Source organism: Paenibacillus antri (assembly GCF_005765165.1).
Lineage (GTDB): Bacteria > Bacillota > Bacilli > Paenibacillales > YIM-B00363 > Paenibacillus_AE > Paenibacillus_AE antri.
Map to the genome: position 1 here is coordinate 227,511 of NZ_VCIW01000005.1, position 24,528 is coordinate 252,038.

A 24,528-nucleotide genomic window follows, 5' to 3' on the forward strand; every position below is an offset into this window, starting at 1 on the left:
TATAGGGAGGAAATGAACATGAAGATGAAGAGAAAATGGATATTTCTTACGTTGCTTACCGCGATGCTTGGAGCCGTCATAACCGCTTGCTCGGGGAGCGCCGGCTCCGGAGCGGGTTCGAATGCGAGCGAGTCCGTGACGTTGCATTTTTGGTTTCCGGGGGAGGGGAGCGCGAACGAGCAATATTTCACGGATGCGGCCAAAGCGTTCGAAGCGGAGCATCCCGATATTAAAGTCCAAACGACGATCTTGCCGCCTGGCGCGGGCGATATCGATACGAAGCTCAATGCCGCCAAGCTCAGCGGGACGTACCCGGACGTATTTTCGGCTTATCTTATTTTCATGGGAACCCGCGGCGCGCTGGATGAATTCCTGCCGTTGGACGATCGGATCGACGCGTGGGAGGATAAGGACGATATCAGCGAAAGCGCACTGGCGATGGGGAGATACAAAGGGAAAACCGTCGGACTCGGCTATTTCGCCGCCCCTGAAATCTTGACGTACCGCAAAGACTATTTCCAAGAAGCGGGATTGGATCCCAAGAAGCCGCCGACCGACTGGGAGGAGCTGGCCGCTTATGCAGAACGGTTGACCGTCAAGGACGCGAACGGCAAGATCGTGCGTGCGGGGCTCGACGTCCCGTTGAACAATGCGAGCTCTTTCTTCGAATCGTTCATGCGACAGAACGGATCGCCGATAATCGACGAGGCGAAAGAAGTCCCGGTATTCGCGGATGAGCCGTCCGTCGAGGCGTTTCGTTACTTGGCTGATTTATACAACAAAGTAGCGATCCCTTACAACTACGAAAAGAAGGACACCGCGCCTTTCGTCAGCGGGAACTCGGCGATGTCGTTCCTGACGAACTCGACTATCAGCAACATGATCAAAAATCACCCGGAGCTGAAGGATCAGCTCGGGTACGCCCCCGTGCTGGAACAGAAAGAGAAATACGCTTTTACCGGATACCGGTTGTTTACGATCGGCAAAACAAGCAAGCATCCGGAGGAGGCTTGGAAGTTCATCGAGTTCATGATGTCTAAGGAACAAATGTGGAAACGATACGAGGCGTTGCAAATTCCGGTCGTACGTAAGTCGTTAGAGCAGCGATTTATCGAGGATCGTCCGGAAATCAATGCCGTCTTGGTGGATTATGTGAAATACGGCAAAGGGAAGCCGATCACGCCGTTCACCTCCACGTACAACAAGTACATCCACCAAGCCTATGAAGAAACGCTAACCGGCGCCAAAAGTCCGGAACAAGCGTTGAAGGACGCTCAGGACGGACTCGTCAAGGAGCTGGAAACGATCAGATAAGAGGCAATAAATTATGCAAACGATGGGGTGGCGTCATGGCGAATATCGCGTTGGATCGCACGATCAAGCTGAAAGCAGCCGCGAAGAAGCGAAGTCGGAAGTTGAACTCGGACCCGATCGGTTATGCGCTGATTCTGCCGTTTTACTTGTTTTTGGCCGTGTTCGTGCTGTTCCCGATCGCTTACAACCTTTATTTAAGCTTCACCAATTATAACTTGTCCGAAATCAAGTGGGTCGGTTGGAGCAATTACGCGGCTCTTCTTCACGACCAGTTCTTTTTCATCTCGATGAAAAACACGCTTGTTTACACGGCGGTTACCTTAACGGTTACCGTCGGATTGGGATTGATCTTTGCCGTGCTTTTGAACTACAGACTGTATGGAACGAAGTGGATTCGGCTCAGCTTCTTCTCCCCCCATGTAACCTCCATGGTTGCGGTTTCCATGATATGGATGTGGATTTACGAGCCTTCTCACGGTATCGCCAATTCGCTGCTGGAGGCGCTGGGGATCGCCGGGAAGCAGTGGTTATACGACGCGAAGTGGGCGTTGTCCGCCGTTATTTTCACAAGCGTCTGGAAGGCTTTGGGATACAACATTGTCATCTATGTAGCCGGGCTGCAGAGCATCCCGAGGCATCTTTACGAAGCGGCGGCAGTGGACGGGGCGGGCGGGCTCAGACAATTTTTCCATATTACGATCCCGCAGATCAAGCCTATTACCTTCTTCCTGATCGTTACCGGGTTGATCCATAACTTTAACGTTTTCGAACAGATCATGATTATGACCGACGGCGGACCGCTGCATTCGACGACGACCTTAGTCCATCAAATCTATATACGCGCCTTCCAGCAGTTTCAAATCGGGTATGCCGCTTCCTTATCTATGGTGATGCTGCTCGCGATCGGGCTTATCACGGCGGCGAATTTTCGCTTTGGGGGAAGGGGGAGCACGAATGCCTAAGAAACCGTTCATCATCCCGGTATCGTTGGCTATGCTGGGGTTGTCCGTCGCAATGCTTCTTCCTTTTTTTCTCATGATTCTCACTTCATTGAAAACGATGGATGAAATCTTCGCGCCTCGATTCGTTTGGGTGCCGGAGCGGCTCGATTGGGCCAATTATGCAGAAGCGCTTCAACGCGGAGACTGGGGAACCTATGTATCCAATACGTTATACGTCACGATCGTCACGATTCTTGTCAGCTTGCTCATTAATTCTTTCGCCGGCTATGCGTTCGCCAAATTGAATTTCAAGGGTAGGGATATCTTATTTCTTCTCTCTCTCATCGGTCTCATGATCCCGCCTCAAGTGACCATGATTCCCGTATTCTTGGTTCTCAAGCATATCCCGTTGGCCGGGGGGAACGATCTGTGGGGGCAAGGAGGGTTGGGATGGATCGACTCCTACAACGGATTGATCGCCCCTTATGTCGCCGGTTCCTTCGGGGTGTTTCTGTTCCGACAGTTTTTCTTGCAAATTCCGCAAGAGTTGGACGATGCGGCGAAGCTCGACGGTATGGGCAGAGTCAGGGCGTTCTTTCACCTTTATGTTCCCTTGAGCAAACCCGTCTTCGCCACGCTGGTCGCCCTGAAAGCTACGGCTTCCTGGAACGAATATACATGGCCGCTCGTTATCACTAACTCGGATGAGATGAAGACGGTGCAGCTCGCACTAAGCATGTTCCGGGACGAAAATCAGGTGCAATGGGATTTATTGATGGCGAGCACGACGATGCTCGTCATCCCGCTTTTGATCCTGTTCGCGTTTACGCAGAAATACTTTATCGAAGGCATCGTCGCTTCGGGGGTCAAGGGATGAGCGACGCATGGAGTATGGAGGAAGGTGGGTGGTCGTCGACGGAGCGGACTGGGCGCATCCCGAGGGACCGGGTTCGGGCGTCGCGGATCGGATGAATCACCCGGCGGTGCATGTGACCTGGCATGACGCCCAAGCGTACTGCCGCTGGGCCAACAAGCGGCTGCCGACCGAGGCGGAGTGGGAATATGCCGCAAGAGGCGGGCTCGTTCGGAAGCGGTACCCGTGGGGAGACGTTCTGAAGCCGAACGGAGCGCATTACTGCAATATATGGCAGGGGAAATTTCCGGAGAAAAACAATGCGAGCGACGGGTATGTCGGAACGGCTCCCGTCGACGCATTCCCTCCGAACGGATTCGGTCTTTACAACGTCTCGGGCAACGTATGGGAGTGGTGCTCGAACGGGTTCGGCGGAGACCATACCGAAAAGGCGATGCGCGGCGGATCATATTTATGCCATAAATCTTACTGCAACCGGTATCGGTCGCGGCTCGAAGCGCCAACACGCCGGACAGTTCATCCGGCAATATCGGTTTCCGCTGCGCTGCGGATGCCTGAGGCATCCTTGTTTTCGCGCGTGTAAAAAACGATTGTATGTCCGGGGGCGACCGATTACAATTAGAAACGTTTTCGACATCAAGAACTTACATACAGCAGGGAGTCCTAGTACATGAATCGTAAGATCCGTCGCCTCCAACTCAGCTTCTCCGTCAAGTTGATCCTTGTCGCCGTCATCGTCTTAACCGCTACCTCGGGTATCGTAGGAACCGTTAGTTATCAGAAAGCTAAGGAAGAGCTGCTCGAGAGCGGCAAACTCGACTTGCGCCATATCGCGGAGAACGCCCTCGTCGTGCTTGAGGCATTGAACGAGCAAGTCGAAAGCGGCGCATTATCCGCAGAGGAAGCTCAAGAGAAAGCGCGCGTCTACCTGAACGGTCCGAAGGTCGAGGACGGTCCGCTGAAGTACGACTTCAAGCAAGCCTCTTACCGGTATAAGGAAGAAGGATTCTTGTTCGCTTACGCATTCGATTCCCATGTCCGCATGCACCCGGCGCTCGAATACGACCGAGACATGTCGTCCGCGCTCGATAAGAGCGGCCGTTCCCTCGTGGCGGAGCTGTTGAAGCGAAGCAAGGAAGCGGATCCGGAAGACCGGTACTTCGAATATTTGTGGGAGACGGCCGACAAGTCGTCGGTCAGTACGAAGATCGTCTACAGCGTCTACTATGAACCGTGGGACTGGGCAATGATGATCGGCGCTTACGAGGAGGAATTTTATGGTTCTCTCGAAGACATCCGGAGCATCACCTTCTGGATCTCCCTCGGGGCGATCGTCGTCAGCGCGCTGTGCTTCTACGCGTTCAACCGGAAGAAGCTGAATGCGCTCAAGGCGATGACCCGGGCCGCGAACGAGGTCGCCGTAGGCAACTTGAACGTGCCTAGCGTCGTTCTAGCTTCGAATGACGAAATCGGTCAGATGGCGACCGCCTTCAATACGATGACGTCTCAGCTTCGCGAGCTCGTATCCCGGATGCAGACGTTAGGCGGAAATACGGCGTCGGCCGCACTCGAACTGTCCGCCTTATCCGAGGAGACGACCGCCTCCAGCGAACAAATCGCCAGAGCCGTCGAAGAAATTACGCAAGGCGCGGTCACGCAAGCGGACGACGTCGAGCGTATCCATCATCAAACAGAGCTCCTGACGGAGACGGTAGGGAAGCTGAACGAGCAGAACGCCAACGTGCTCGGCCGCACCGACCAAGGCGCCGCGAACGTAGCTCAGGGGAAGCGGCAAGTGCTGCAGCTGCAAGCCGCGAACCGCAGCGCGAAGGAAGGGTTGGCGTCGATTAACGAAAGCATCGAACGATTGAACGAGAAAGCCGCGGGCATCGCCATGATCGTCGGTACGATTCAACAAGTCGCCAAACAAACGAACATGCTGGCGCTTAACGCCGGCATCGAAGCCGCCCGCGCGGGCGAACACGGCCGGGGCTTCGCGATCGTCGCGCAAGAAATCCGCAAGCTCGCGGAAAGCACTTCCGCTTCGGGCGGGGAAATCCAGCAGATGATCGAATCGATCGGCGACGAAGTGAAGCGCAACCTGTCGCTCGTACATGAGACGCTCTCCCTGGCCGCGACGCTCGATGAGGCCGTGTTCCATACGGAAAAGGATTTCGTCAGGATCGCCGAGACGATCACGGACATCGACGCATCGATTCGCAGAAGCTCCGAATACGTCGACCGCGTCTCGGAAGCCGTTCAGACGGTGTACGACGGCATTCAGAACGTATCCGCGGTATCCCAGCAGACTTCGGCGGCGACGGAGCAGGTTTCGGCTTCGATCGACGAACAGCTGAACGCGATCAACACGATCTCGAAGCAGGCGGAGGAGCTCAACGCGTTAAGCGACGGATTAAGCGCCATGATCGGCAAGTTTAAAATATAACAAGGCGAGAACGATAGACGAGCGCCGAGCTTCGCGTGATAACCGCGGGTTCGGCGCTCGTTTTTTCGACGTTCTGCCGAGATGATTTTGTTTAACGATGAAACAGTAAACATTAAACGAGCAACATATACATTTCCCCCCTTTATCTTCACAATTGTCATCATAGACCATACTGTCCAGGGGGAATCGAAATGATCGTCGGAGTGCCGAAGGAAATCAAAAACAACGAACGCCGCGTCGCGCTCGCGCCCGCCGGAGCGCATGCGCTTGCGAAAGCCGGCCATCGGGTCGCCATCGAGAAGGACGCGGGGCTTGACAGCGGCTTTACGGACGAAGACTTCGTCGCCGCCGGCGCCGACATTGTCGAGCGAGCGATCGACGTATGGTCGATGGCCGATTTGATCATGAAGGTGAAGGAGCCGTTGTCTTCCGAGTATCCTTATTTCCGGCCCGGGCTGATCCTGTTTACGTACCTGCACCTCGCGGCGGAACCGGCTCTGGCGCGCGCGTTGACGGCGTCCGGCATGACGGCCGTCGCATATGAAACCGTCGAAGTCGGCAGAACGCTTCCGCTGCTGACGCCGATGAGCGAAATCGCGGGGCGCATGTCCGCGCAAATCGGCGCGCAATACCTCGAGCACGCGAAGGGAGGCAAGGGAATCCTGCTCGGCGGCGTGCCCGGCGTGAAGCGCGGCAAGGTCGCGATCGTCGGGGGAGGCGTCGTCGGCACGAACGCGGCGCGCATCGCCGCGGGGCTCGGCGCCGAAGTGACGATCATCGACCAGAGCGCGGAGCGGCTGCGGCAGCTCGACGATCTGTTCGGCACGCGGATCCAGACGCTCGTCTCGACGCCGTACACGATCGCGGAGGCGGTGACGGAAGCCGATCTTGTGATCGGCGCCGTTCTCATCCCGGGCGCCAAGGCGCCGAAGCTCGTCACCGACGGCATGATCCGGGCGATGGCGCCGGGCTCGGTCGTCGTTGACGTGGCGATCGATCAAGGGGGCATCTTCGAGACGGTCGACCGGATCACGACGCACGACGACCCGACGTATACGAAGCATGGCGTCATCCATTACGCGGTGGCCAACATGCCGGGCGCGGTGCCGCGGACGTCGACGATCGCGCTGACGAACGCCACGCTCCCTTATGCGCTGCAGCTTGCGAACAAGGGCTTGCACCAAGCGGTCGCGGACAGCCCCGCGTTGAGGCAAGGCGTCAACGTCGCCGGCGGCGTCGTCACGCACGCGGCCGTCGCCGGCGATCTCGGCTGCCCGGTCGTCGCGATCGAGGAGGCGCTGCAGCTGCCCGCCACCGTATAAGCTTCGTATAATAAACGGGAAGAAGATCGGCCGCGGGCCGGTCCTTTTTCCATGGCAATGTGGTAAGATTATCCTCGCCGGGATCGCGTTAACGCCTAGGGGGAGTATTTTTGAAACTTATTCTTGTGGAGGGAATACCGGGTTCCGGGAAGTCGACGACGGCAAGATTTATAGCCTTGCAGTCGGAGAGGAACGGACATTCGACGGAACTTTTTCATGAATCCGCTTATCGACACCCGATCCTCATTCACGAACCTATACTTATCCCGAATCAATGGATGGAGACGTACTTATCGAATTGGGACAAGTTTATAAAGGCGTACGGAGACAGCGATGTAACGGTAGTCATGGAAGCGGTCTTATTGCAAGCGCCGATTCTTCGGTTGTTGCACTTGGATCTTCCGAAGGAAGTCATTCTAAGTTTTATTGAAAACCTGTTTTCGCGGTTATCCGAGAACAATTGCTGCTTTGTGTTTCTCTATCAAGAAGACCCGTGGGTAGGAATTAATAGAATGATGAACGCAAGGGGAGGGAAGGAGTGGCTGACCTCGACGTTCGAGAAATATAAACATGAGCCGTACTATGCGAATCGTTCGAGGAAGAATCCGGAGTCGCATCTCGACTTTTTGCATGAATACGCCGAGGTCGCACGCTCCGCTTTCGTAAGGTGCGACCTGCGCTCCCTTGCGATCGATAATACAGCGTGGGATTGGACCTCGTACCATACCAAATTATTAGAATACTTCGGGTGGTCTTACGTCCCCGATCCGATCGTACCGGAAGCCGAACTCGCGAAATACGCCGGGATTTACCATAATGAAGAATTGCGGATTACGGTTCACGTTCAAGTAAGGGGAGGTCAAATAACCGTCTTCGGAGATCAACGCGTAAGAGTAAAAGTAACGCACGCGTTTTACATGGATAACGTCAGCATCCTCATCAGATTTATTATCGATCCCAGCGGCGAATGCAACCAATTTGTAGTTGAGGAGATGGACTTAATAGGAAACCAAAAAGACGAAGGAACAAGGTTTAGAAGAATCTCTTGAAGGGGGGGTGTGAAACTATGATCCAATATGCCGATGAGCATATTACGATATTCCAAAGCGCCTTGTTTCAGACAACCTCTACGGTGATCCATGTAGATGGAGTCGTACTCATCGTAGATCCGACATGGCTGCCGGGCGAAATTCGAGAGATTCAAGCTCATGTCGAGGCGATTCGGGGGAAGAAAGAATGTTATCTATTGTTCACGCACGGCGATTTCGATCACATTCTCGGTTACAACGCCTTCCCCGGGGCAACGACGATCGGAAGTTCGGAGATGCGAAACCATCCCAAGAAAGAGCATAAGGTCAAGCTCATCCATGAATTCGACGCCACCTATTATATTACTCGGGACTATGAAGTCGAGTTTCCCACTCTCGATATTGTCATCGAACAGGACGCCCAACGGCTTGCGATCGGATCTACGACTTTGACATTTTATAAAGCCCCGGGGCATACGTTCGACGGGTTATTCACGGTTGTCGATTCGCTGGGTTTGTTCTTGGCAGGGGATTATTTATCCGATTTCGAACTCCCGTTTATTCATGACAGCGCGTTCGCCTATGAACGAACATTAAACAAAGCAGCGAAAATCATGAATGATCATGACGTTAACATGTTAGTTCCCGGGCATGGCCGGTATACCGTTAATCGTTCCGAGATGGCCGGCAGAATAACGATGGCAACCGATTATTTAACACGGTTAAGAATGGCGATCATCGAAAAAGATGAACCTGCAATTCAACGATTAGAAACGGAATTTGCATTTCTGTCGCCGTCGACTGTAGAAAGTCACAAGGAAAACGTAAGGATGATGCGGAACGAGCTGGAAGCAGTGCAATAAGAGAAGACGTCAAGCTGAAAGTCAGTTTCTATCGTGCCGATCCAATGTCTAGGAAGTGTGTCATGTCCAAAATCATTTTATTTAGAGGAATGTCCGGGACCGGGAAGACTACGTTATCGAATATACTCGGTAAGAGAATCCATGTCCCCGTATTACACAAGGACGATATTTACGACGCTGTTGCCGAGTCAGTCCCCGGTCATGAAATCAGAAATAAAATTTGCTTCGATTTTCTTTTTCGTTTTTTACAAACGGTTATTGATAGTTCCGCTGTGATCATCCTTGATTTTGGGTTAAATCATGTGGATGACGTTAGAAATTTAAGGAGCTGGATCGAGGAAAGAGGCGGAACCTTATTGTCGTTTTATTGTATTTGCAGCGATGAGTCCATATGGTCGGAAAGAATATCCGATCGCTGCGCGAATCCATTGCCGAATCAGCGGATTACCGATTTATCCGACCTTAAAGAACATTATAAGAAGGTTAATACGGAAAAGTTGGAAGGCGAAATCGTTTTGGATACGATAAAAGAGCCCGAATCGTTAATTGACCAAGTCGAGTCCTTTTTACGCGGACATCATTGCGTTGAATGAAAGCCCGCTTACGGGCTTTTTTTTTATGTCATCGGGGCAGCGAAAAAAAGAAAAAAATATCCGAAATTAATTTTAAAATATAGAAATAAACATGACATCATGGTATGATCTACCATAATCTTATTGTCTTCAAACTGTGAGGCCGAGAGGAGAAGTCATATGGCAGACCATTCCGTCTTATGGGTCAACGCTGAAATTTACACGCCGAGCACCCGGATCGTCAACGGAAGAATGCTAGTCGGACCCGGCGGCCGAATCGAGGCTGTCGGCGGAGCGGAGATCGATGGAAGAGAAGGGACCGAAATTAGGGATGCGGGCGGAAAACGGCTCGTTCCGGGATTCATCGACGTGCATGTGCACGGAGGCGGCGGCTTCAGCGGAATGGACGGGAAGACTTCGCTCGCCGGGATGAGCAAGTATCACGCGAGCCGCGGAACGACCGCATTCTTGGCGACGACCGTCGCCGCCGACTGCACGACGATTGTCAGTACGCTGGACCAATGGCGGGAATCCGCCGAGGAGGGCGCTCTCGGTAGAGAGGGCGCGAATCTAATCGGGATGCATCTCGAGGGCCCGTTTTTGAATCCGGCGCGGGGCGGCGCGCAAAATCCTGCATCCTTGCGCAAGCCAGATATGGAGGAGATGGATCGCTACTTGGAGGTTGCCGGCCGTTGGATTCGAATGGTCACGATCGCGCCGGAGCTGGAGGGGGCGGAGCGGGTCATCCGCCGTCTGGCGGAGCGAAATGTAACCGTATCCGCGGGACATACCGATGCGACGTACGAACAGATGCGGGAAGCGGCGAGACTCGGAGTCACGCACGTCACGCATCATTTCAACGGAATGAGTCCCTTGAAATCTAGAGAGCCCGGAGTCACCGGAGCCGGGCTGCGGATGCCCGAGCTGACGATCGAGCTGATCGCGGACGGGTACCACATTCATCCGGAGATGATCGCATTGGCGTTCGACGCCAAGCCGACCGATCGCATCGTACTCGTTACGGACGCCATGCTCTGCGCGGGATGTCCCGACGGCTTGTACGAGACGGAGGGGATCCGGATCCGGATGAGCGGGGGCAAGGTCACGCTGGCCGACGGCACGTCGCTGGCCGGCAGCGGGTTGGATATGCTCGCGGCGTTCCGCAATGCGATCGCCTTCACCGGCCTACCGACCGAACGAATTTTGCCGACGCTCACCAGCGTGCCTGCAAGGCAGGCCGGCGTCGCCGATCGCAAAGGCCGACTGGCGGCCGGTATGGATGCCGACTTCCTACTGCTCGACGCCGAATGGAATCTGATTGGCACCTATGTCGGAGGGCGCGAAGTATTTCGTAGGAAGGAATCGGAAGAGGAGGCATCGGAGAGGAGGCTTGGGAAATCACCGCCTTGAAATGTCGGAAAATTCGACAAAAAGGAAAAAATGTTCAGAATCATAAAATAATAATGGAAAAATACCTGACACGGTGTTAAGATTTGGTTAACGCAAAATTATTGCGCGGGAGGCTGAGAAACTTGTTAAAAGGGATCAATCAATGGTGTTTCCCCGACGGAACGCCGATCGAGAAGGTGCTTGCGCACAGCGGCAAGGCGGGATACGACGCGATCGAGTTGAACTTGCAGCAGCCGGGGAATCCGGGCATTACGATGGAATCCACGACGCAGGAGCTGGAAGCGCTCGGTCGGCTCGCCCGTTCCCATGGGCTGGCGTTAAAGAGCATCTCCTGCGGCTTAATGGGAGGGAGCTCCTTGTCTTCGCCGGACGCGGAGACGCGAGAGCGGGGCCGTCAGATCGTAACGCGGCAGCTTGAAGTCGCAGGCTTGCTCGGTATGGAAACCGCCCTGCTTGTCCCCGCGTTCGTCAACGACAAAGGCGAGCCGTACGACGAAGCGTACAAGCGGAGTCAGGACGAGATCGCAAAGCTCATCCCCGTCGCCGAACGGAACGGCGTCGACATCGGCGTCGAGAACGTGTGGAACAAATTTCTGTATTCGCCGCTCGAGATGGCGAGGTACATCGACGAGCTCGGCTCGCCTGTCGTCGGCGCATACTTCGACGTAGGCAACATTATAAATTTCGGTTACCCGGAGCAGTCGATCCGAATTCTCGGCTCTCGCATCAAGAAAATCCACGTGAAGGACTTCCGCCGCTCCGTAGGAACGGCTTACGGCGTAGTCACGCTGTTGTCCGGCGACGTCAACTGGATCGCGGTTCGGGAAGCGTTGGAGGCGATCGGCTACGACGGGCCGCTGACGGCGGAGCTTTCCGCATACCCTTACGCGCCATACCAGCTCGTCTACGATACGGCTCGACATTTGGACGTCATCATTCACGGCGGGGTACGATAGGTCGTCTCGCCGCCTTCATTCATAAGGAGGTTAGCATTCATGGCATTGCGAATCGGGTTCGTCGGGGTCGGCGGCATGGCCGAAACCCATCTGAAGCATATGAGAGACAACGCGAACGCTCGGATCGTCTCCGTCTGCGACGTAATGGAGGAACGCGCCGCGAAAGCCGCCGGCGCGTATGATGCAACGCCGTATACGAATTACAAGACGATGCTGGAGAAGGAATCGCTCGACGCGCTGTTCGTCTGCGTACCCCCTTTCGCTCATGCGGACATCGAAGAAACCGCGGCTTCCCGCGGAATCCACCTGTTCGTAGAGAAGCCCGTCGGGCTCGACGTACGCGAGGCGCGCGCGAAGGCGGAGGCGATCCGCCGCGCGGGCATCGTTACCTCATCCGGTTACGCGCTTCGTTACATCGGCACGGCGGAGATGGCGAAGACGTATTTGCGAGACAAGACGATCGGGATGGTGCGGGGGCATTACTTATCCGGCTTCGTAGAGACGCCGTGGTGGCGCGTCATGGCGAAGTCCGGCGGTCAGCTCGTGGAGCAGGCGACGCACGTCGCCGACTTCATGCGTTATTTCGCGGGGGATGCGTCGACGGTGTACGCCAACATGGCGACGCGCCACCTCGGGGAGAAGCCGGGGCTCGATATTCCCGACGTCACGACCGTCGCGCTGCGGTTCGAATCCGGCGCGGTCGGACATCTGGATACGTGCTGCATTCAGCCGGATCACCGATTCGGAGTCGAAATCCAAGGCCATGATTTCCGCGTCGCGTACGAAGGGACGAAGCTGACAATCGTGGAGCGAGGCAATACGGAGACGTTCGAGAACGACGTCGCCGACATCTTCAAGGCGCAAGACGATACATTCATTCAAGCGATCTTAGCGAACGACCCGGGGCTTGTCCGGTCGAGCTACGCGGACGCGTTGAAGTCGCTCGAGCTGACCGTCGCGGCCAATGTTTCGGCCGGGACGGGCCGGGCCGTATCGCCTGCTGAATTGTAGAACGGGAGGGAAGCGACCGTGACGAAAATCGTAGGATTGACGCTGCCCTACCACGATCAGCCTTTCGAGCGCGCGCTCGAAGGATTGGCCGCGGCCGGATACCGATTCGCGGCATTCGGCACCGCGCACGTGGGAGCTCCCGTGCCGGACGAGGAGGACCCGGCGGAGCCGGCGAGGCTGCGGGCGCTGTTCCGAAGCTTCGGATTGAAGCCGGAAGTGCTGTTCGCTCACTCCCAGTTTCACCCGGATTTGCCCGCCGAACGCGCGGTCCGCATGCTTGAATTCGCAAGCGAGCTGGAAATCCCCGAGGTGAATACATTGGGGTTTTGGGGTTATCGTACATTTCCTGACATCCCCCTGACGCCGGATGAATACGAAACGTTGAACGACCGGTTCATCGCGCGTTACCAATCGATTGCGCGCGACGCGGAGCGTCTAGGCGTCCGCGTCACCCTTAAGCCGCATACAGGGAATACCGCCACGGGGCCGATCCTGCTCGATACGCTGCGGCGCATCGGTTCGCCGTTCGTCAAAGCGTGTTACGATCCGGGCAACGTGGGGTACTACGAAGGCGTCGATCCCGAGACGGACTTGCCTTCCGTCGCGAGCGAAGTCGTCTCCTTCGTCGCCAAGGAGCAGGGACGGCGCGGGCTCCGCAGCTACGACTTCTCCGTTCCCGGGGAGGGAGATTACGACTTCCCGGGCATGTTCGGGCTGCTGCGCAAGAGCGGCTTCGACGGACCGGTCATCGTCGAGAAGCTGGACCGAGACGGCAAGCCGATCCCGCCGGAGGAAACCGACCGTCGGGCCGAACGGGCGAGACGCAACTTGGAGCGGCTCTTGATCGAAGCGGGCTTTACCGTGGAATAGCCGGGAGGTGCAAGCATGCTGAAAGTGGCCGTGATCGGAACGGGCACGATGGGCGGCGAACACGTCGCCGCTTGGCGGAACGTCGAGCGAGCGAGAGTTACGGCCGTCCTCGGAAGGAACAAGGACAAAGCCGAAGCGCTGGCGAACGCTTGCGGCGCGGCGGCCTACGATTCGTTCGAAGCGATGATCGAGGAGGCCGAGATCGACGCGGTGGACATTTGTTTGCCGACGCATCTGCATCGCGAGTTTGCGGGGAAAGCCGCCGACGCCGGTAAGCATGTCCTATGCGAGAAACCGATCGCTCTCGATCCGGAGGAGGCGGAGTCGATGATCGCGCGCTGCCGGGAGCGCGGCGTTCGACTGCTGATCGGTCACGATCTCAGGTTTTGTCCGGAGTATGTGCAGGCGCGCGAGCTCGTGTTGTCGGGAAAGCTGGGCAAAGTCGGGACGATTCGGATGTCGCGCCGTTCCCGGTTTCCCGAAGGCGCGGACGGATGGTACGGCGACTCCGCGAAGAGCGGCGGCGTTATCACGGACCTGCTGATCCACGACATCGACTGGCTCCGATGGACGTTCGGCGAAGCGGAGCGGGTCACCGCGCTGCGCGTCGGCGGCTCGGGGGAAGCGCCTCTCGATTACGCGCTGGTCGCGGTTCGCATGCGGAGCGGCGCGATCGCCCAGCTCGAGGGCTCGTGGGCGCACACGGAATTCGACAGCTCGTTCGAGCTGTCGGGCACCGGCGGGATGCTGGTCGAGCATATGGCGGACAGTGCGCCGCTTCGGCTTCACGCCCGTTCGGGACCCGGCAAGCCGCAAGCCGTCGCCGTTCCGGACATGAGCCTCAGCCGGAACAGCTATGAGCTGGAGCTCGCGCATATGACGGATTGTCTGCTCGACGGAGCGGAACCGATCGTGTCGGCGCGGGATGCCGCGAAGGCGCTCGAGATCGCCCGGGCGGCCGTCGAATCCGCGCGCACGGGCCGACCGGTCGCGCTCGTCCGGGAGGAGGACAAGAGATGAAGGCGGGGATCATTAGCTTCGCGCACATGCATGCGCACTCCTATGCGGCGCAGCTGCAGCGCCATCCGGACGCGGCGCTCGTCGCCGTCTGGGACGCGGACGAGACGCGAGGGCGCGAGGCGGCGGCGATGTACGGCGCCGAATACGTCGCCGATTTGTCCGCTTTCCTATCGCTGCCGATCGATGCGGTCGTCGTCTGCTCCGAGAACGCAAGGCACAAAGAGCACGTCGTGGCTGCCGCGCGGGCCAAGAAGCACGTCTTATGCGAGAAGCCGATCGCGACGACGACCGCAGACGCGGAAGAGATGATCCGCGTTTGCCGAGAGGAGGGCGTCTCCCTCCGGATCGCTTTCCCCGTCCGCCACGCGACGGCGGCGCGCATCGCGAAGGAACGGATTCGGGCAGGGGAGTTGGGTCGCGTGCTAGCCGTCCGTTCGTCGAACCGAGGGAAGCGCCCCGGGGGGGTGGTTCGAGGACCCGGCGCTCTCGGGAGGCGGCGCGGCCGCGGACCACACCGTGCATCTGACCGACGCGATCCGTTGGATGCTGGGGGACGAAGTCCGCCGCGTATTCGCCGAGCTCGAGACGAGCTTCCGCGACCAAGGGGCGGTCGAAGATTGCGGGATCGTGCTGCTGGAGATGCGGTCGGGGACGATCGTCACGATCGATCCGAGCTGGTCGATGCCCGACGCGTATCCGATCTGGGGCGACTTGACGATGGAGATCGTCGGAGAACGGGGGACGATGACGCTGGATCTGTTCAGACAATCGTCCCGCTGGTATGCCGCAGGAAGCGCGGAGACGGCGCTGCTCCCCTGGATGGACGATCTGGACGAGGGACTGATCCGCGAGTTCGTGGAAGGCGTAAGGGAGGGGCGTCCCCCGGCGATCGCCGGGGAAGACGGACTCCGCACGCTGGAAGTCGTCGAAGCGTGTTACATATCCCGGAAATCCGGAAACTTCATTGAACTGACAAAATAGATTCGCGAAGCATCGACCAATTCGAAAGGTGGGTTTCAGATGAATCAGCGTTTTCGGCTTCGTGGGGTAGCGGCGGGAATGGCGGCGTGCGCGATCGGGCTTGCGGCATGCAGCGGGAGCGGCGGCTCGGGCGCCGGAGGGGAGAAGGTGGAACTGAGCTGGTGGGTGGCGGACGCGAACCAGCTGGACGTGATGAAGCAGGCGGCGGAGGCGTTCACGGCGAAGCACCCGAACATTACGGTCGACGTGCAGACGCAGGAAGGCGACTATTACGCGAAGCTGCAGACGACGTTCACCGCGGGCAACGGTCCGGACGTCACTTGGATCGACGGACCTAGCTTCCAGAAGTTCCAAAGCAGGGGCTTCCTGCTGGACGTTACGGAATTCGCGGAGCGGGACGGCTTCAGCTTCGACCCGTTCGTCCAACCGATCGTAGAGCTGTACAAGGCCGACGGCAAGCACTACGGCATTCCGAAGGACATGGACAGCATCGGACTGTTTTATAACAAAGCGATGTTCGACGCCGCCGGTCTCGATTACCCTACGGGGGATTGGACGTGGAACGATCTGCGCGACGCCGCGAAGAAGCTTACGATCGTCGAAGGCGGCGAGACGAAGCAGTGGGGCATCGCGCTGCCGGACAGCGCGTATACCGTCCAATTCCCGTTCATGGTTCAGAACGGCGCGACGATCATGAACGAAGATAAGAAGTCGGTCAATCTCGATTCCCCGGAAGCGGTCGAAGCGATCGAATTCGTCCAGAGCATGATTCGCGACGATAAGGTGTCGCCGGACGGCAAGTTTTTGTTGGAAAACGATCCCGCCCAGCTGTTCCAATCCGGCAAGGTCGCCATGATCTACGACGGATCGTGGATGGTCCGCGGGTATTACGACGCGCTGAAAGAGAACGTCGACGTATCGCCTCTTCCACAGGGCAAGCAGAAGGCGTTCACGATCCACGGCGTCGGCTGGGTGGCGAATGCGAAGACGAAGCATCCCGACGAGGTATGGGAGCTGATGAAGTTCCTGGGCTCCGAAGAATTCGGCAACATGCAAGCGGAAACCGGGCTCGTCATTCCCGCTTACGCCGCCGCCCAAGCGAAATGGACGGAAGCGGCGCCGATGCGCCTTAAGGAATACGCGGACTTCACGCAATACGGCATCCCGTATCCGACCTCGTTCTCGACGGAATGGGAGCAGCCGATGTACAACCACTTCGCGGACATCTGGATCGGCGAAGAGTCGGTGGCGGAAGGCTTAGCGGCCATGGAGAAGGAAGCGAACGAAATCTTGGCGACGCTCGGGAAATAAACCGTCGGCGCAACGAAGCGCCGTCCCGCCCGGATCGGGCGGGACGTCTTTGCCGGAGGGGGGCTCGAATCAATGCGGCGATGGCTTCACAGTCAGGCGTTATGGGGATATTTGTTTATCGGGCCGGCGGTGCTGGGATTGCTGGCGTTCGTCGTTCTGCCGGTGCTGTTCTCGCTCGTGCTGAGCTTCACGAATTGGGACGGTTCCGCTTCGATTTCCTTCATCGGTCTCGACAATTTCGCGAGATTGTTCCAAGACGTAGTCTATTTGAAGGCCATGAGAACGACGGGCATCTATGCGCTCATCGCGGTGCCGCTGACCGTTGCGGCGTCGATCCTCGTCGCCGCGCTGCTCGACCGACGCATCGCGGGCCGCAATGTGTACCGTACGATCTTCTTTATTCCTTCGATCACGATGCCGATCGCGATCGCGGTCGTCTGGAAGTGGCTATATAATTCTTCCACGGGTCTGATTAACTTCATGCTCGGGCTCGTCGGCATCGACGGCCCGTCCTGGCTGACCGATCCGAACGTCATCCTGTGGAGCGTCATCATCATCTCCGTCTGGGCGGGCATCGGCTCCAATATGGTCATTCTGCTCGCGGGTCTGCAAGGGATCCCGGAGTCGTATTACGAGGCCGCGCGGATCGACGGGGCGTCGGCGGTTAGACGGTTTTTGTACATCACGGTTCCGATGCTGACGCCGACGATCTTCTTCGTGACCGTCACGAGCTTCATCTCTTCCTTCCAAGTGTTCGATCTCGTGTATATTTTCGCTTCGAGCTCCAGCAGCGGGGGAGGCGGCGTGCTGCTCGAGGCGACGAGAACGGCGGTCTATTCCATCTACCAGAACGGATTCCAATTCTTTAAGATCGGGTATGCGTCGGCGCAGGCATGGGTGCTCTTCCTCGTCATCCTGCTCATTACGCTCGTTCAGCTCCGTCTGCAGAAACGATGGGTGCACTACGAATGAGAAGGGAGAATTCAGGCATGCGGTCGATCGCCTCCAAGACGGTTTTACATGCGGTCTTGCTGCTCTGCGCGGCGTTCATGTTCTTGCCCTTCTTCTGGATGATTACGACGTCCGTCAAGACGTACGCGGATTCGGTGCAAATTCCGCCCGTGTGGTTCCCGACGCGGTTCGAATTCAGTTGGTACGTCGAAGTGTTCGAACGCGTGCAATTCGGAACGTATTTGAAAAATACGGTCATCATGACGCTCGGGCGCGTCTTGCCGCAGGTGCTCGTGTGCGCCATGGCGGGCTACGGCTTCGCGAGGTTAAAGTTTCCCGGCCGCGACGTTCTCTTCGTCATCGTGCTTGCGCTGCTGATGGTGCCGGGGCAGGTCGTGTTGATTCCGCAATATTTCGAGGTCGTGAAGCTGGGATGGATCGACACGTTCGCGGGGCTGATCGTACCGCAAATTTTTTCCGCGTACGGGGTGTTCCTGTTGCGGCAGTTTTTCTTGACGCTGCCCGCGGAGCTGGAGGAGGCCGCCAAGATCGACGGAGCGCACTACGGCACGATTTTCTTCCGCGTTCTGCTGCCGCTCACGACGCCGGCGATCGCCACGATGGCGTTCTTCGGCATCCTCTGGAGCTGGAACGACTTCCTGTGGCCGCTCGTCGTCGTGAACAGCGAAAGCATGAAGGTGTTGTCCGTCGGCATGAGCGCGCTGCAAGGCAATACGCGGGGCGGTCTCGAGTATCCTCTCATCATGGCGGGCGCGGTATTGTGTACCGTCCCGTTGATCGTGTTCTTCGTCGCCTTACAGAACTACATTGTCAAAGGTATCGCGTTCAGCGGAATCAAGGGATAAGATAGAGGGAAACCCGAGGGTTATTACGAAACGCTTCGAACGAGCGTTGAAAGAGTAGGTCGATGCATGAGAAAGAACGGAAAAATGCCTAACCAAACGGATACGTTGCTGATGATCAAGGTCATCTATCCGTCGCTTACGAAAACGGAGAAGAAGGTCGCCGACCTCATCCTGCAACATTCGGATTCGGCCATGATGGCGACGATCACGAATTTGGCGGAGCAAGCCGGCGTCGGCGAGACGACGATTCTGCGTTTCTGCCGTAAGCTGGGTTTTAAGGGGTATCAGGATTTCAAACTGTCGATCGCGATCGACTTAGTGAATCTGCCGACGCATATTAACGACGAAATCGACGAGGACGACGATTACCAGATGGTCGCCCGCAAGACGACGGCGAACAACGAACGAATGGTGCAGGACACGCTCGGCACGATCAACATGATCGAACTGAAGAAGGCGGTCAAGGCGTTGATCGGCGCGAGGAAAATATATGTATACGGCCTCGTTTCCTCGGGAACGACGGCGCAAGACGTCTATTATCGCCTGATGCGCATCGGGATGAATGTGGAAGCGCAGCGCGACGCTCATATTATCGCGATGACGGCGGCGCTCGCCGGCGAGCAGGACGTCGTGTTCGGCATCTCGACGTCCGGAGGCACGGTCGATATGGTCGAAGCGTTCCGCCGGGCGAGGAAGAACGGCGCGACGACGATCGCGCTGACCGGCAACGGGGAATCCGCGCTCGCGGCCGTCTCGGACATTACGCTGCTCGTCCCTTCGAAGGAGATGCCCCTTCAGGGAGGCTCGTTCAGTACGAAGATCGCGCAGATGAATTTGCTGGACGTCTTGCTGACGCTGGTAACCATGGAGTTGAAAGACACCGCCTACGACTCTATCAAGCTTACCGCCAAAGCGGTCGTCGATCGCATGGTGTAAACGAAAATTCATTACATAAGCGGAACGGGACGACGCGGGAGGGAGCGGGAACGAATGATTGAAGCGGCATTGCTTGGCGCCGGAGGGAGAGGCATGTTCGCGTACGGGGAATACGCGCGGAAGCGTCCGAACGAAATTCGGTTCGTCGCGGTGGCGGAGCCGGACGAGGAGCGCAGAACGCGCTTCGCGGAGCAACACGGCATTCCCGAGGAACGCCGGTTCGAAACCTGGGAGCGGCTGCTGGCGCATCCGAAGCTGTGTCGGGCGCTGCTCGTGTGCACGCAGGACAACGATCATTACGAGCCTACGATGCGGGCGCTCGAACAAGGGTATGACATTTTGCTCGAGAAGCCGATGTCGACCGACCCTTCGGAAGCGCTGGCTATCGCGCGCCGCGCGGAGGAGCTCGGCAGGGTCCTGACCGTATGTCATCCGATGCGCTACTCGCCTTATTTTCAAGAAGCGAAGCGAATCGTCGACGGCGGGGAGATCGGCCGCGTCATGACCGTGCAGTGGACGGAGAACGTCGGTTACTGGCATCAGGCGCACAGCTTCGTCCGCGGAAACTGGCGCAACGCAGGGCAGTCGAGCCCGATGATTCTGCAGAAAAGCTGCCATGACATGGATATGCTGCAATGGCTCATCGGCACCGAGTGCGAGGCCGTCTCTTCGTTCGGAAGCCTCTCGTATTTTCACGAGGGCAACGCGCCGGCAGGCTCCGCGGCGCGCTGCACGGACGGCTGCGCCGTGGAGAGAACCTGCCCGTTCTCGGCGATCAAGTGGTATTACAACGAGAAGACGGATTTCGTTCAGCGCGCCGCGTCGATCTCGAACAAACTCGAAGATCGGTGGGAAGCGATCCGGACCGGCCCGTACGGTCGATGCGTGTATCGGTGCGACAACGACGTCGTCGATCATCAAGTCGTCAACCTGCGCTTCGAAGGGGACGTAACGGTCTCGTTCACCATGACCGGCTTTACGGAGGAAAACGCGCGCACGTTCAAAATCATGGGAACCGAAGGCCAAATACGCGGCAATGAAGAACGCAATGAACTCGAAGTCAAACGGTTCGGCGGCGCGAGACGGATGTACTATCCGGAACAGGTGGAAGGCGGTCATAACGGAGCGGATACGATGCTGATGAGCGAGTTCGTGAAGCAGTTGGAGAGAGGCGCTCCGGCTTCGCTCACGTCGGGCATCGTCTCCGCGAAGAGCCATCTGATCGCCTTCGCCGCGGAAGCGTCCCGGCGCTCCGGCCGAACGATCGACATGAAGGAATATATCGAATCGCTTTAACGTTTCCGCGTTCGCTCGGGAAGCGGGCGTCGGGCCGAAGGGTGGGAGCGCGTTGACGCCATTGGTGACGCTGGTAGATCTGATGAGAAGATCGGTGCAATGGAGGTTGACGTTTTACTTCCTGCTGATCTTGACGCCGATTATCGCGGTAAGCCTCTATGCCCTCGACCGATCGGAGCAGATCGTGCGGGAGCAGGTCGATGTCCGAACGAGGGAAGCCATGCTGTCTTCGATGGATCAGATCGACATGTTCATGAATAACGTGGACCAATTGACCGTCCACATCTCCGGCAATAAGGAGATGAACCGGCTGTTGACGAACCAGGACAGTCCGACGAAGACGATCTTGAACGCCGTTACGCTGAAACGGCAAATCGTAGACATCGCGCTCATGAGCAAGCAGGTGGAGAACGTCTGGATGATCGTGGATCCGCTCGGCACGTTAATCTCTCCGGCGACGGGAGGTCGACCGTTCCATTACGCGGATTTGGACTGGTATCAAGCGACGATCGCCGCGCAGGGCGGCGTCGTCCTCATCCTCCCGTCCCAGGACGCGCCTCAACCTCATCCTCAGCAAACTTACATGTACGGGGATCCCGCTTTTGACCCCGCGCAGAATGCGGAGCTGCTGACGCTGACCCGGAAGATGGGTCTCGGTATCCACGGCAGCGCCGCATCGCGCAGCGTCGTCGGGGTATCCGTCTCCAAAAAGACGCTGCTCGAGTTCGGCAATCGGTTGTTGTTTACCGACGATTCTCACATCTTTCTCGTATCCCCGCAAGGCGAGCTCATTGCCTCCACCTTATCCGAACCCGCTTCCGTCCCTTGGAGGGAGTGGGTCGGACGGAACGTATCCGGCAGGAGGGTGCCATATTCCTCCGATCCGATGTATGTGACGAGCGTCTCGTCCCAGTCGTCCGACTGGTCCATGATCCTCATCCAACCGGAGCGTCTCATCAAACACGAGCCGGCCCAGCTCCAGCGATTCACCGTCGTCATGATCGCGGTTAGTCTTCTGCTCGCCTGCGGCGTCTCGTTGGTCGTCTACTCCGGCATCGCGTCTCCGATGAGGGGCCTGCTGAACGGCATGCGGCAATGGAAGTCCGGCAATCGGCAAGTGCAGCTGCCGAACTATCGGAAGGACGAGTTCGGGCTGTTGACCGAAGAGTTCAACCGAATGGTCGAACTGCAGGACCGATACATCCGGGAGAGCTACGAACACTTGCTGCAGAAAACAGAGACGGAACTGAAATTTTTACAATCGCAGATCAACCCCCATTTTCTATACAATACGCTGGACTCGATCTATTGGGAGACGAGAAATTACGAAGCGGGAGCCAGCAGCGAGATGGTGCTGTGTCTGAGCAAGTTTTTCCGCCTTAGCCTCATGAAGGGCAGACAAGCGTTCACGATGCAGGAGACGATGGAGCATTTGAAGTATTACATTCGAATCCAGCAGCTGCGTTTCGGCGATTCGATCGCGTTCGAGCAACGGATTTCTCCGGAGAGCGCCGGGTTATTCGTGTTGAAGCTCATTCTTCAGCCGCTCGTCGAGAACGCGATCGTCCACGGTCTCGAGAAGAAGCCCGGCGGCGGGACGCTAACGATCTCGTCCGGCGTCGAAGGGGACGATCTCGTCATTCGCGTGGAGGATACCGGGAACGGGATCCCGGAGGAGCGGCTTCGCTACATAAGGGAGGAGTTGGACAAGGTGACGGGGCAGTCGCTGCGCTCGTTCAGTCAGCCGAGGGTCGAATTGTTCGGACTCGCGAACGTTCAGACGCGATTGAAGCTGTATTACGGCGAGGGGAGCGGCGTCGTCGTCGAAAGCGAAGGTGGTCGGGGCACGCGCAGCGTCGTTCGCATCCCGGTCGAGCTGTGCGGGTCGGAGAGCAGAGGAGGGGGAGCCGCTTGAACCTGTTTCTTGCCGAAGACGAACCGAGACTTCTATATAGCACTGCCTATTCCATTCCTTGGGAGGAGTACGGAATCGACGTCGTCGGGACCGCGACGAACGGAATCGACGCGCTCGCGATGATCGAGCGTCTGCAGCCGGATATTCTCCTGCTCGACATCCAGATGCCCGGATTGGACGGCTTGTCCGTCGCTCGAAAGGCGATGTCGCGCGGGACGCGAATGAAAGTCATCGTGCTGAGCGGTCACGACGATTTCGCGTACGCGAAGGGGGCGCTGGAGCTGGGCGCCGTCCGGTATTTATTGAAGCCGGCGGGCGAGGACGAAATCGTCGAGGCGGTTCGGGAAACGGCGGAGCGAATCCGCAAGGAGCGGGAAGCGGAAGTCGATTTCCTGTCGCTGAGACATAGGTGGGAGGAGCATCTGCCGCTGCTTCGGGCGATGTTCTTCAGCCGCTGGATTCACGGCGATTATACGGAGGAGGAAATCGACCGGCAGGCGGGGCGGTTGGTATTGGACCTGCCGTCGGACCGGCTGTATGCGTTGACGGTGTTCGAGTTGGATCCGGCCGACGAGCCGTCGGCGGAGGACGCTTCGTTCGAATCGTTCGCGCTGCAGACCATCGCGGAGGACTTCTTCGGTACGAAGGGGATCCTCGTCTTTCAGGATGCGGAGCAGCGCGTCGCCGCTTTGTATATAGGCAAGGAGGACGAGATTGCGGACGAGTTCGCGTTCCGCGCGAACGACGGCGCGTCGAAGCTGCTCGCGCTGACCGAAGACGCCCTCAAGCGAACCGCCAGCGCCGGAGTCTCTTCGCTCGGAGGTCGGGGCGACGCCCCGACGCTGTACCGGCAGGCGATCCGCGCGCTGCTCGAACGGGCATGGTTGGGCAACAACCTGGTAATCCCGTTCACGGAACGAACGGAAGACGGCTTGCCGGCGCCGGCGACCCCCGAATTCGAACGCGAGCTCGAGACGGCGCTTGGCATGGGGGCCGCGGACCGCGCCGCGGAGTTGATCGCCGAACGATTCGACCCTCGCGGCGGGGAATTGCGGTCTCTCGAATATTTTCAGGAACAGGCGCTCTATCTCTACAGCTTATTGATTCGTACGATCCACAAGAACGGTTGGTCGGTTAGGGAGACGGCAGGCGACGAATTCATGGATTTCATGCAGCCGGAGGCGTTGAAGAATCCCGTTCTTGCGATGCACTGGCTGCAGCGGGCGGCTCGTCGCATCGTTCACTACGGCGGTCTGCAGCGCAGCACGATGATGCACCGGCTCATCAGCCGGCTGCTTGCGATGATCGAAGAAGACCTAAGTCTCGATATTACGCTTCACTCCGCCGCGGAAAAGCTGTACTTGGCTCCGGCCTATTTAAGCCGTCTGTTCAAGAAAGAAACCGGCGTCGCGTTTTCCGCATACTTAACCGATCGGAAGATGACCAAAGCTCGCGATCTGCTGATGGACGGCGCCAAAGTATACGAGGCCGCCGCCGCAGTCGGATACCGCGACGTCAGCCATTTCACGAAGATGTTCCGCAGGTTCTGGGGAACGACGCCGGGCGAGCTGGGACGAGCGGGGAAGGGCGTTTCGTAAGACGTCGATAGGTAATGAAACCCTATAGCAAAGTCATCGGACTCCGG

Annotated in this window: 21 protein-coding genes and 2 pseudogenes; all 23 read left to right on the forward strand. The window is 57.6% G+C overall.

What is annotated here, in order from left to right:
- The first annotated feature begins 18 nt into the window (after positions 1-18).
- Entirely contained in the window at positions 19-1,314 is a 1,296-nt protein-coding gene (locus FE782_RS10595; RefSeq protein ID WP_158299334.1) for an ABC transporter substrate-binding protein, read from the forward strand.
- Positions 1,315-1,349: 35 nt separating this feature from the next.
- Entirely contained in the window at positions 1,350-2,276 is a 927-nt protein-coding gene (locus FE782_RS10600; protein ID WP_138194064.1) for a carbohydrate ABC transporter permease, read from the forward strand.
- Complete coding sequence (locus FE782_RS10605) at positions 2,269-3,132, forward strand: carbohydrate ABC transporter permease (RefSeq protein ID WP_138194065.1); 864 nt, start codon at positions 2,269-2,271, stop codon at positions 3,130-3,132. The genes FE782_RS10600 and FE782_RS10605 overlap by 8 nt, the downstream gene beginning before the upstream one ends.
- A 7-nt stretch (positions 3,133-3,139) precedes the next feature.
- Positions 3,140-3,712 (forward strand): SUMF1/EgtB/PvdO family nonheme iron enzyme, encoded by a 573-nt coding sequence (locus FE782_RS10610; protein ID WP_500690494.1) that lies wholly within the window; start codon positions 3,140-3,142, stop codon positions 3,710-3,712.
- 87 nt (positions 3,713-3,799) lie between these two features.
- Positions 3,800-5,575: a methyl-accepting chemotaxis protein gene (locus FE782_RS10615; protein ID WP_138194066.1), complete on the forward strand. Its 1,776-nt coding sequence runs from the start codon at positions 3,800-3,802 to the stop codon at positions 5,573-5,575.
- 191 nt (positions 5,576-5,766) lie between these two features.
- Entirely contained in the window at positions 5,767-6,897 is a 1,131-nt protein-coding gene (gene ald / locus FE782_RS10620; protein ID WP_138194067.1) for an alanine dehydrogenase, read from the forward strand.
- 512 nt (positions 6,898-7,409) lie between these two features.
- A complete protein-coding gene (locus tag FE782_RS10625) occupies positions 7,410-7,946 on the forward strand; it encodes a hypothetical protein (protein ID WP_138194068.1) in 537 nt (178 codons plus the stop codon).
- A gap of 17 nt (positions 7,947-7,963) precedes the next feature.
- On the forward strand, positions 7,964-8,788 hold the full coding sequence (locus FE782_RS10630) for an MBL fold metallo-hydrolase (protein WP_138194069.1): 825 nt from the start codon (positions 7,964-7,966) through the stop codon (positions 8,786-8,788).
- 62 nt (positions 8,789-8,850) lie between these two features.
- The gene (locus tag FE782_RS10635) at positions 8,851-9,381 is read left to right on the forward strand and encodes a P-loop nucleotide/nucleoside kinase family protein (protein ID WP_138194070.1); all 531 of its coding nucleotides are present in this window, start codon (positions 8,851-8,853) and stop codon (positions 9,379-9,381) included.
- Positions 9,382-9,540: 159 nt separating this feature from the next.
- Positions 9,541-10,770: an N-acetylglucosamine-6-phosphate deacetylase gene (gene nagA, locus FE782_RS10640; RefSeq protein ID WP_138194071.1), complete on the forward strand. Its 1,230-nt coding sequence runs from the start codon at positions 9,541-9,543 to the stop codon at positions 10,768-10,770.
- Positions 10,771-10,892: 122 nt separating this feature from the next.
- Positions 10,893-11,726: a sugar phosphate isomerase/epimerase family protein gene (locus tag FE782_RS10645; protein WP_138194072.1), complete on the forward strand. Its 834-nt coding sequence runs from the start codon at positions 10,893-10,895 to the stop codon at positions 11,724-11,726.
- A gap of 39 nt (positions 11,727-11,765) precedes the next feature.
- On the forward strand, positions 11,766-12,737 hold the full coding sequence (locus FE782_RS10650; protein WP_138194073.1) for a Gfo/Idh/MocA family protein: 972 nt from the start codon (positions 11,766-11,768) through the stop codon (positions 12,735-12,737).
- 18 nt (positions 12,738-12,755) lie between these two features.
- Positions 12,756-13,607, forward strand: coding sequence for a sugar phosphate isomerase/epimerase family protein (locus tag FE782_RS10655; protein WP_138194074.1), 852 nt, complete (start codon positions 12,756-12,758; stop codon positions 13,605-13,607).
- 15 nt (positions 13,608-13,622) lie between these two features.
- Positions 13,623-14,627, forward strand: coding sequence for a Gfo/Idh/MocA family protein (locus FE782_RS10660; RefSeq protein WP_138194075.1), 1,005 nt, complete (start codon positions 13,623-13,625; stop codon positions 14,625-14,627).
- A gap of 26 nt (positions 14,628-14,653) precedes the next feature.
- A pseudogene (locus FE782_RS32800) lies at positions 14,654-14,917 on the forward strand (Gfo/Idh/MocA family protein); the annotation flags it as partial.
- 214 nt (positions 14,918-15,131) lie between these two features.
- Positions 15,132-15,608 (forward strand): annotated as a pseudogene (locus FE782_RS32805) (Gfo/Idh/MocA family protein); the annotation flags it as partial.
- Between the two features lie 39 nt (positions 15,609-15,647).
- Positions 15,648-16,919, forward strand: coding sequence for an ABC transporter substrate-binding protein (locus FE782_RS10670; RefSeq protein ID WP_138194076.1), 1,272 nt, complete (start codon positions 15,648-15,650; stop codon positions 16,917-16,919).
- Positions 16,920-16,991: 72 nt separating this feature from the next.
- The gene (locus FE782_RS10675; protein WP_138194077.1) at positions 16,992-17,891 is read left to right on the forward strand and encodes a carbohydrate ABC transporter permease; all 900 of its coding nucleotides are present in this window, start codon (positions 16,992-16,994) and stop codon (positions 17,889-17,891) included.
- Positions 17,892-17,908: 17 nt separating this feature from the next.
- Positions 17,909-18,736 carry a carbohydrate ABC transporter permease gene (locus FE782_RS10680; protein ID WP_138194078.1) on the forward strand — a complete coding sequence of 276 codons (828 nt, stop codon included), beginning with the start codon at positions 17,909-17,911 and terminating at the stop codon, positions 18,734-18,736.
- A gap of 84 nt (positions 18,737-18,820) precedes the next feature.
- Positions 18,821-19,672 carry a MurR/RpiR family transcriptional regulator gene (locus tag FE782_RS10685; RefSeq protein ID WP_238392420.1) on the forward strand — a complete coding sequence of 284 codons (852 nt, stop codon included), beginning with the start codon at positions 18,821-18,823 and terminating at the stop codon, positions 19,670-19,672.
- Positions 19,673-19,726: 54 nt separating this feature from the next.
- A complete protein-coding gene (locus FE782_RS10690; RefSeq protein WP_138194080.1) occupies positions 19,727-20,968 on the forward strand; it encodes a Gfo/Idh/MocA family protein in 1,242 nt (413 codons plus the stop codon).
- 52 nt (positions 20,969-21,020) lie between these two features.
- Complete coding sequence (locus FE782_RS10695; RefSeq protein ID WP_138194081.1) at positions 21,021-22,883, forward strand: cache domain-containing sensor histidine kinase; 1,863 nt, start codon at positions 21,021-21,023, stop codon at positions 22,881-22,883.
- On the forward strand, positions 22,880-24,481 hold the full coding sequence (locus tag FE782_RS10700; protein ID WP_138194082.1) for a response regulator: 1,602 nt from the start codon (positions 22,880-22,882) through the stop codon (positions 24,479-24,481). Before FE782_RS10695 ends, FE782_RS10700 begins: the two co-directional genes overlap by 4 nt.
- Positions 24,482-24,528: the final 47 nt, after the last annotated feature.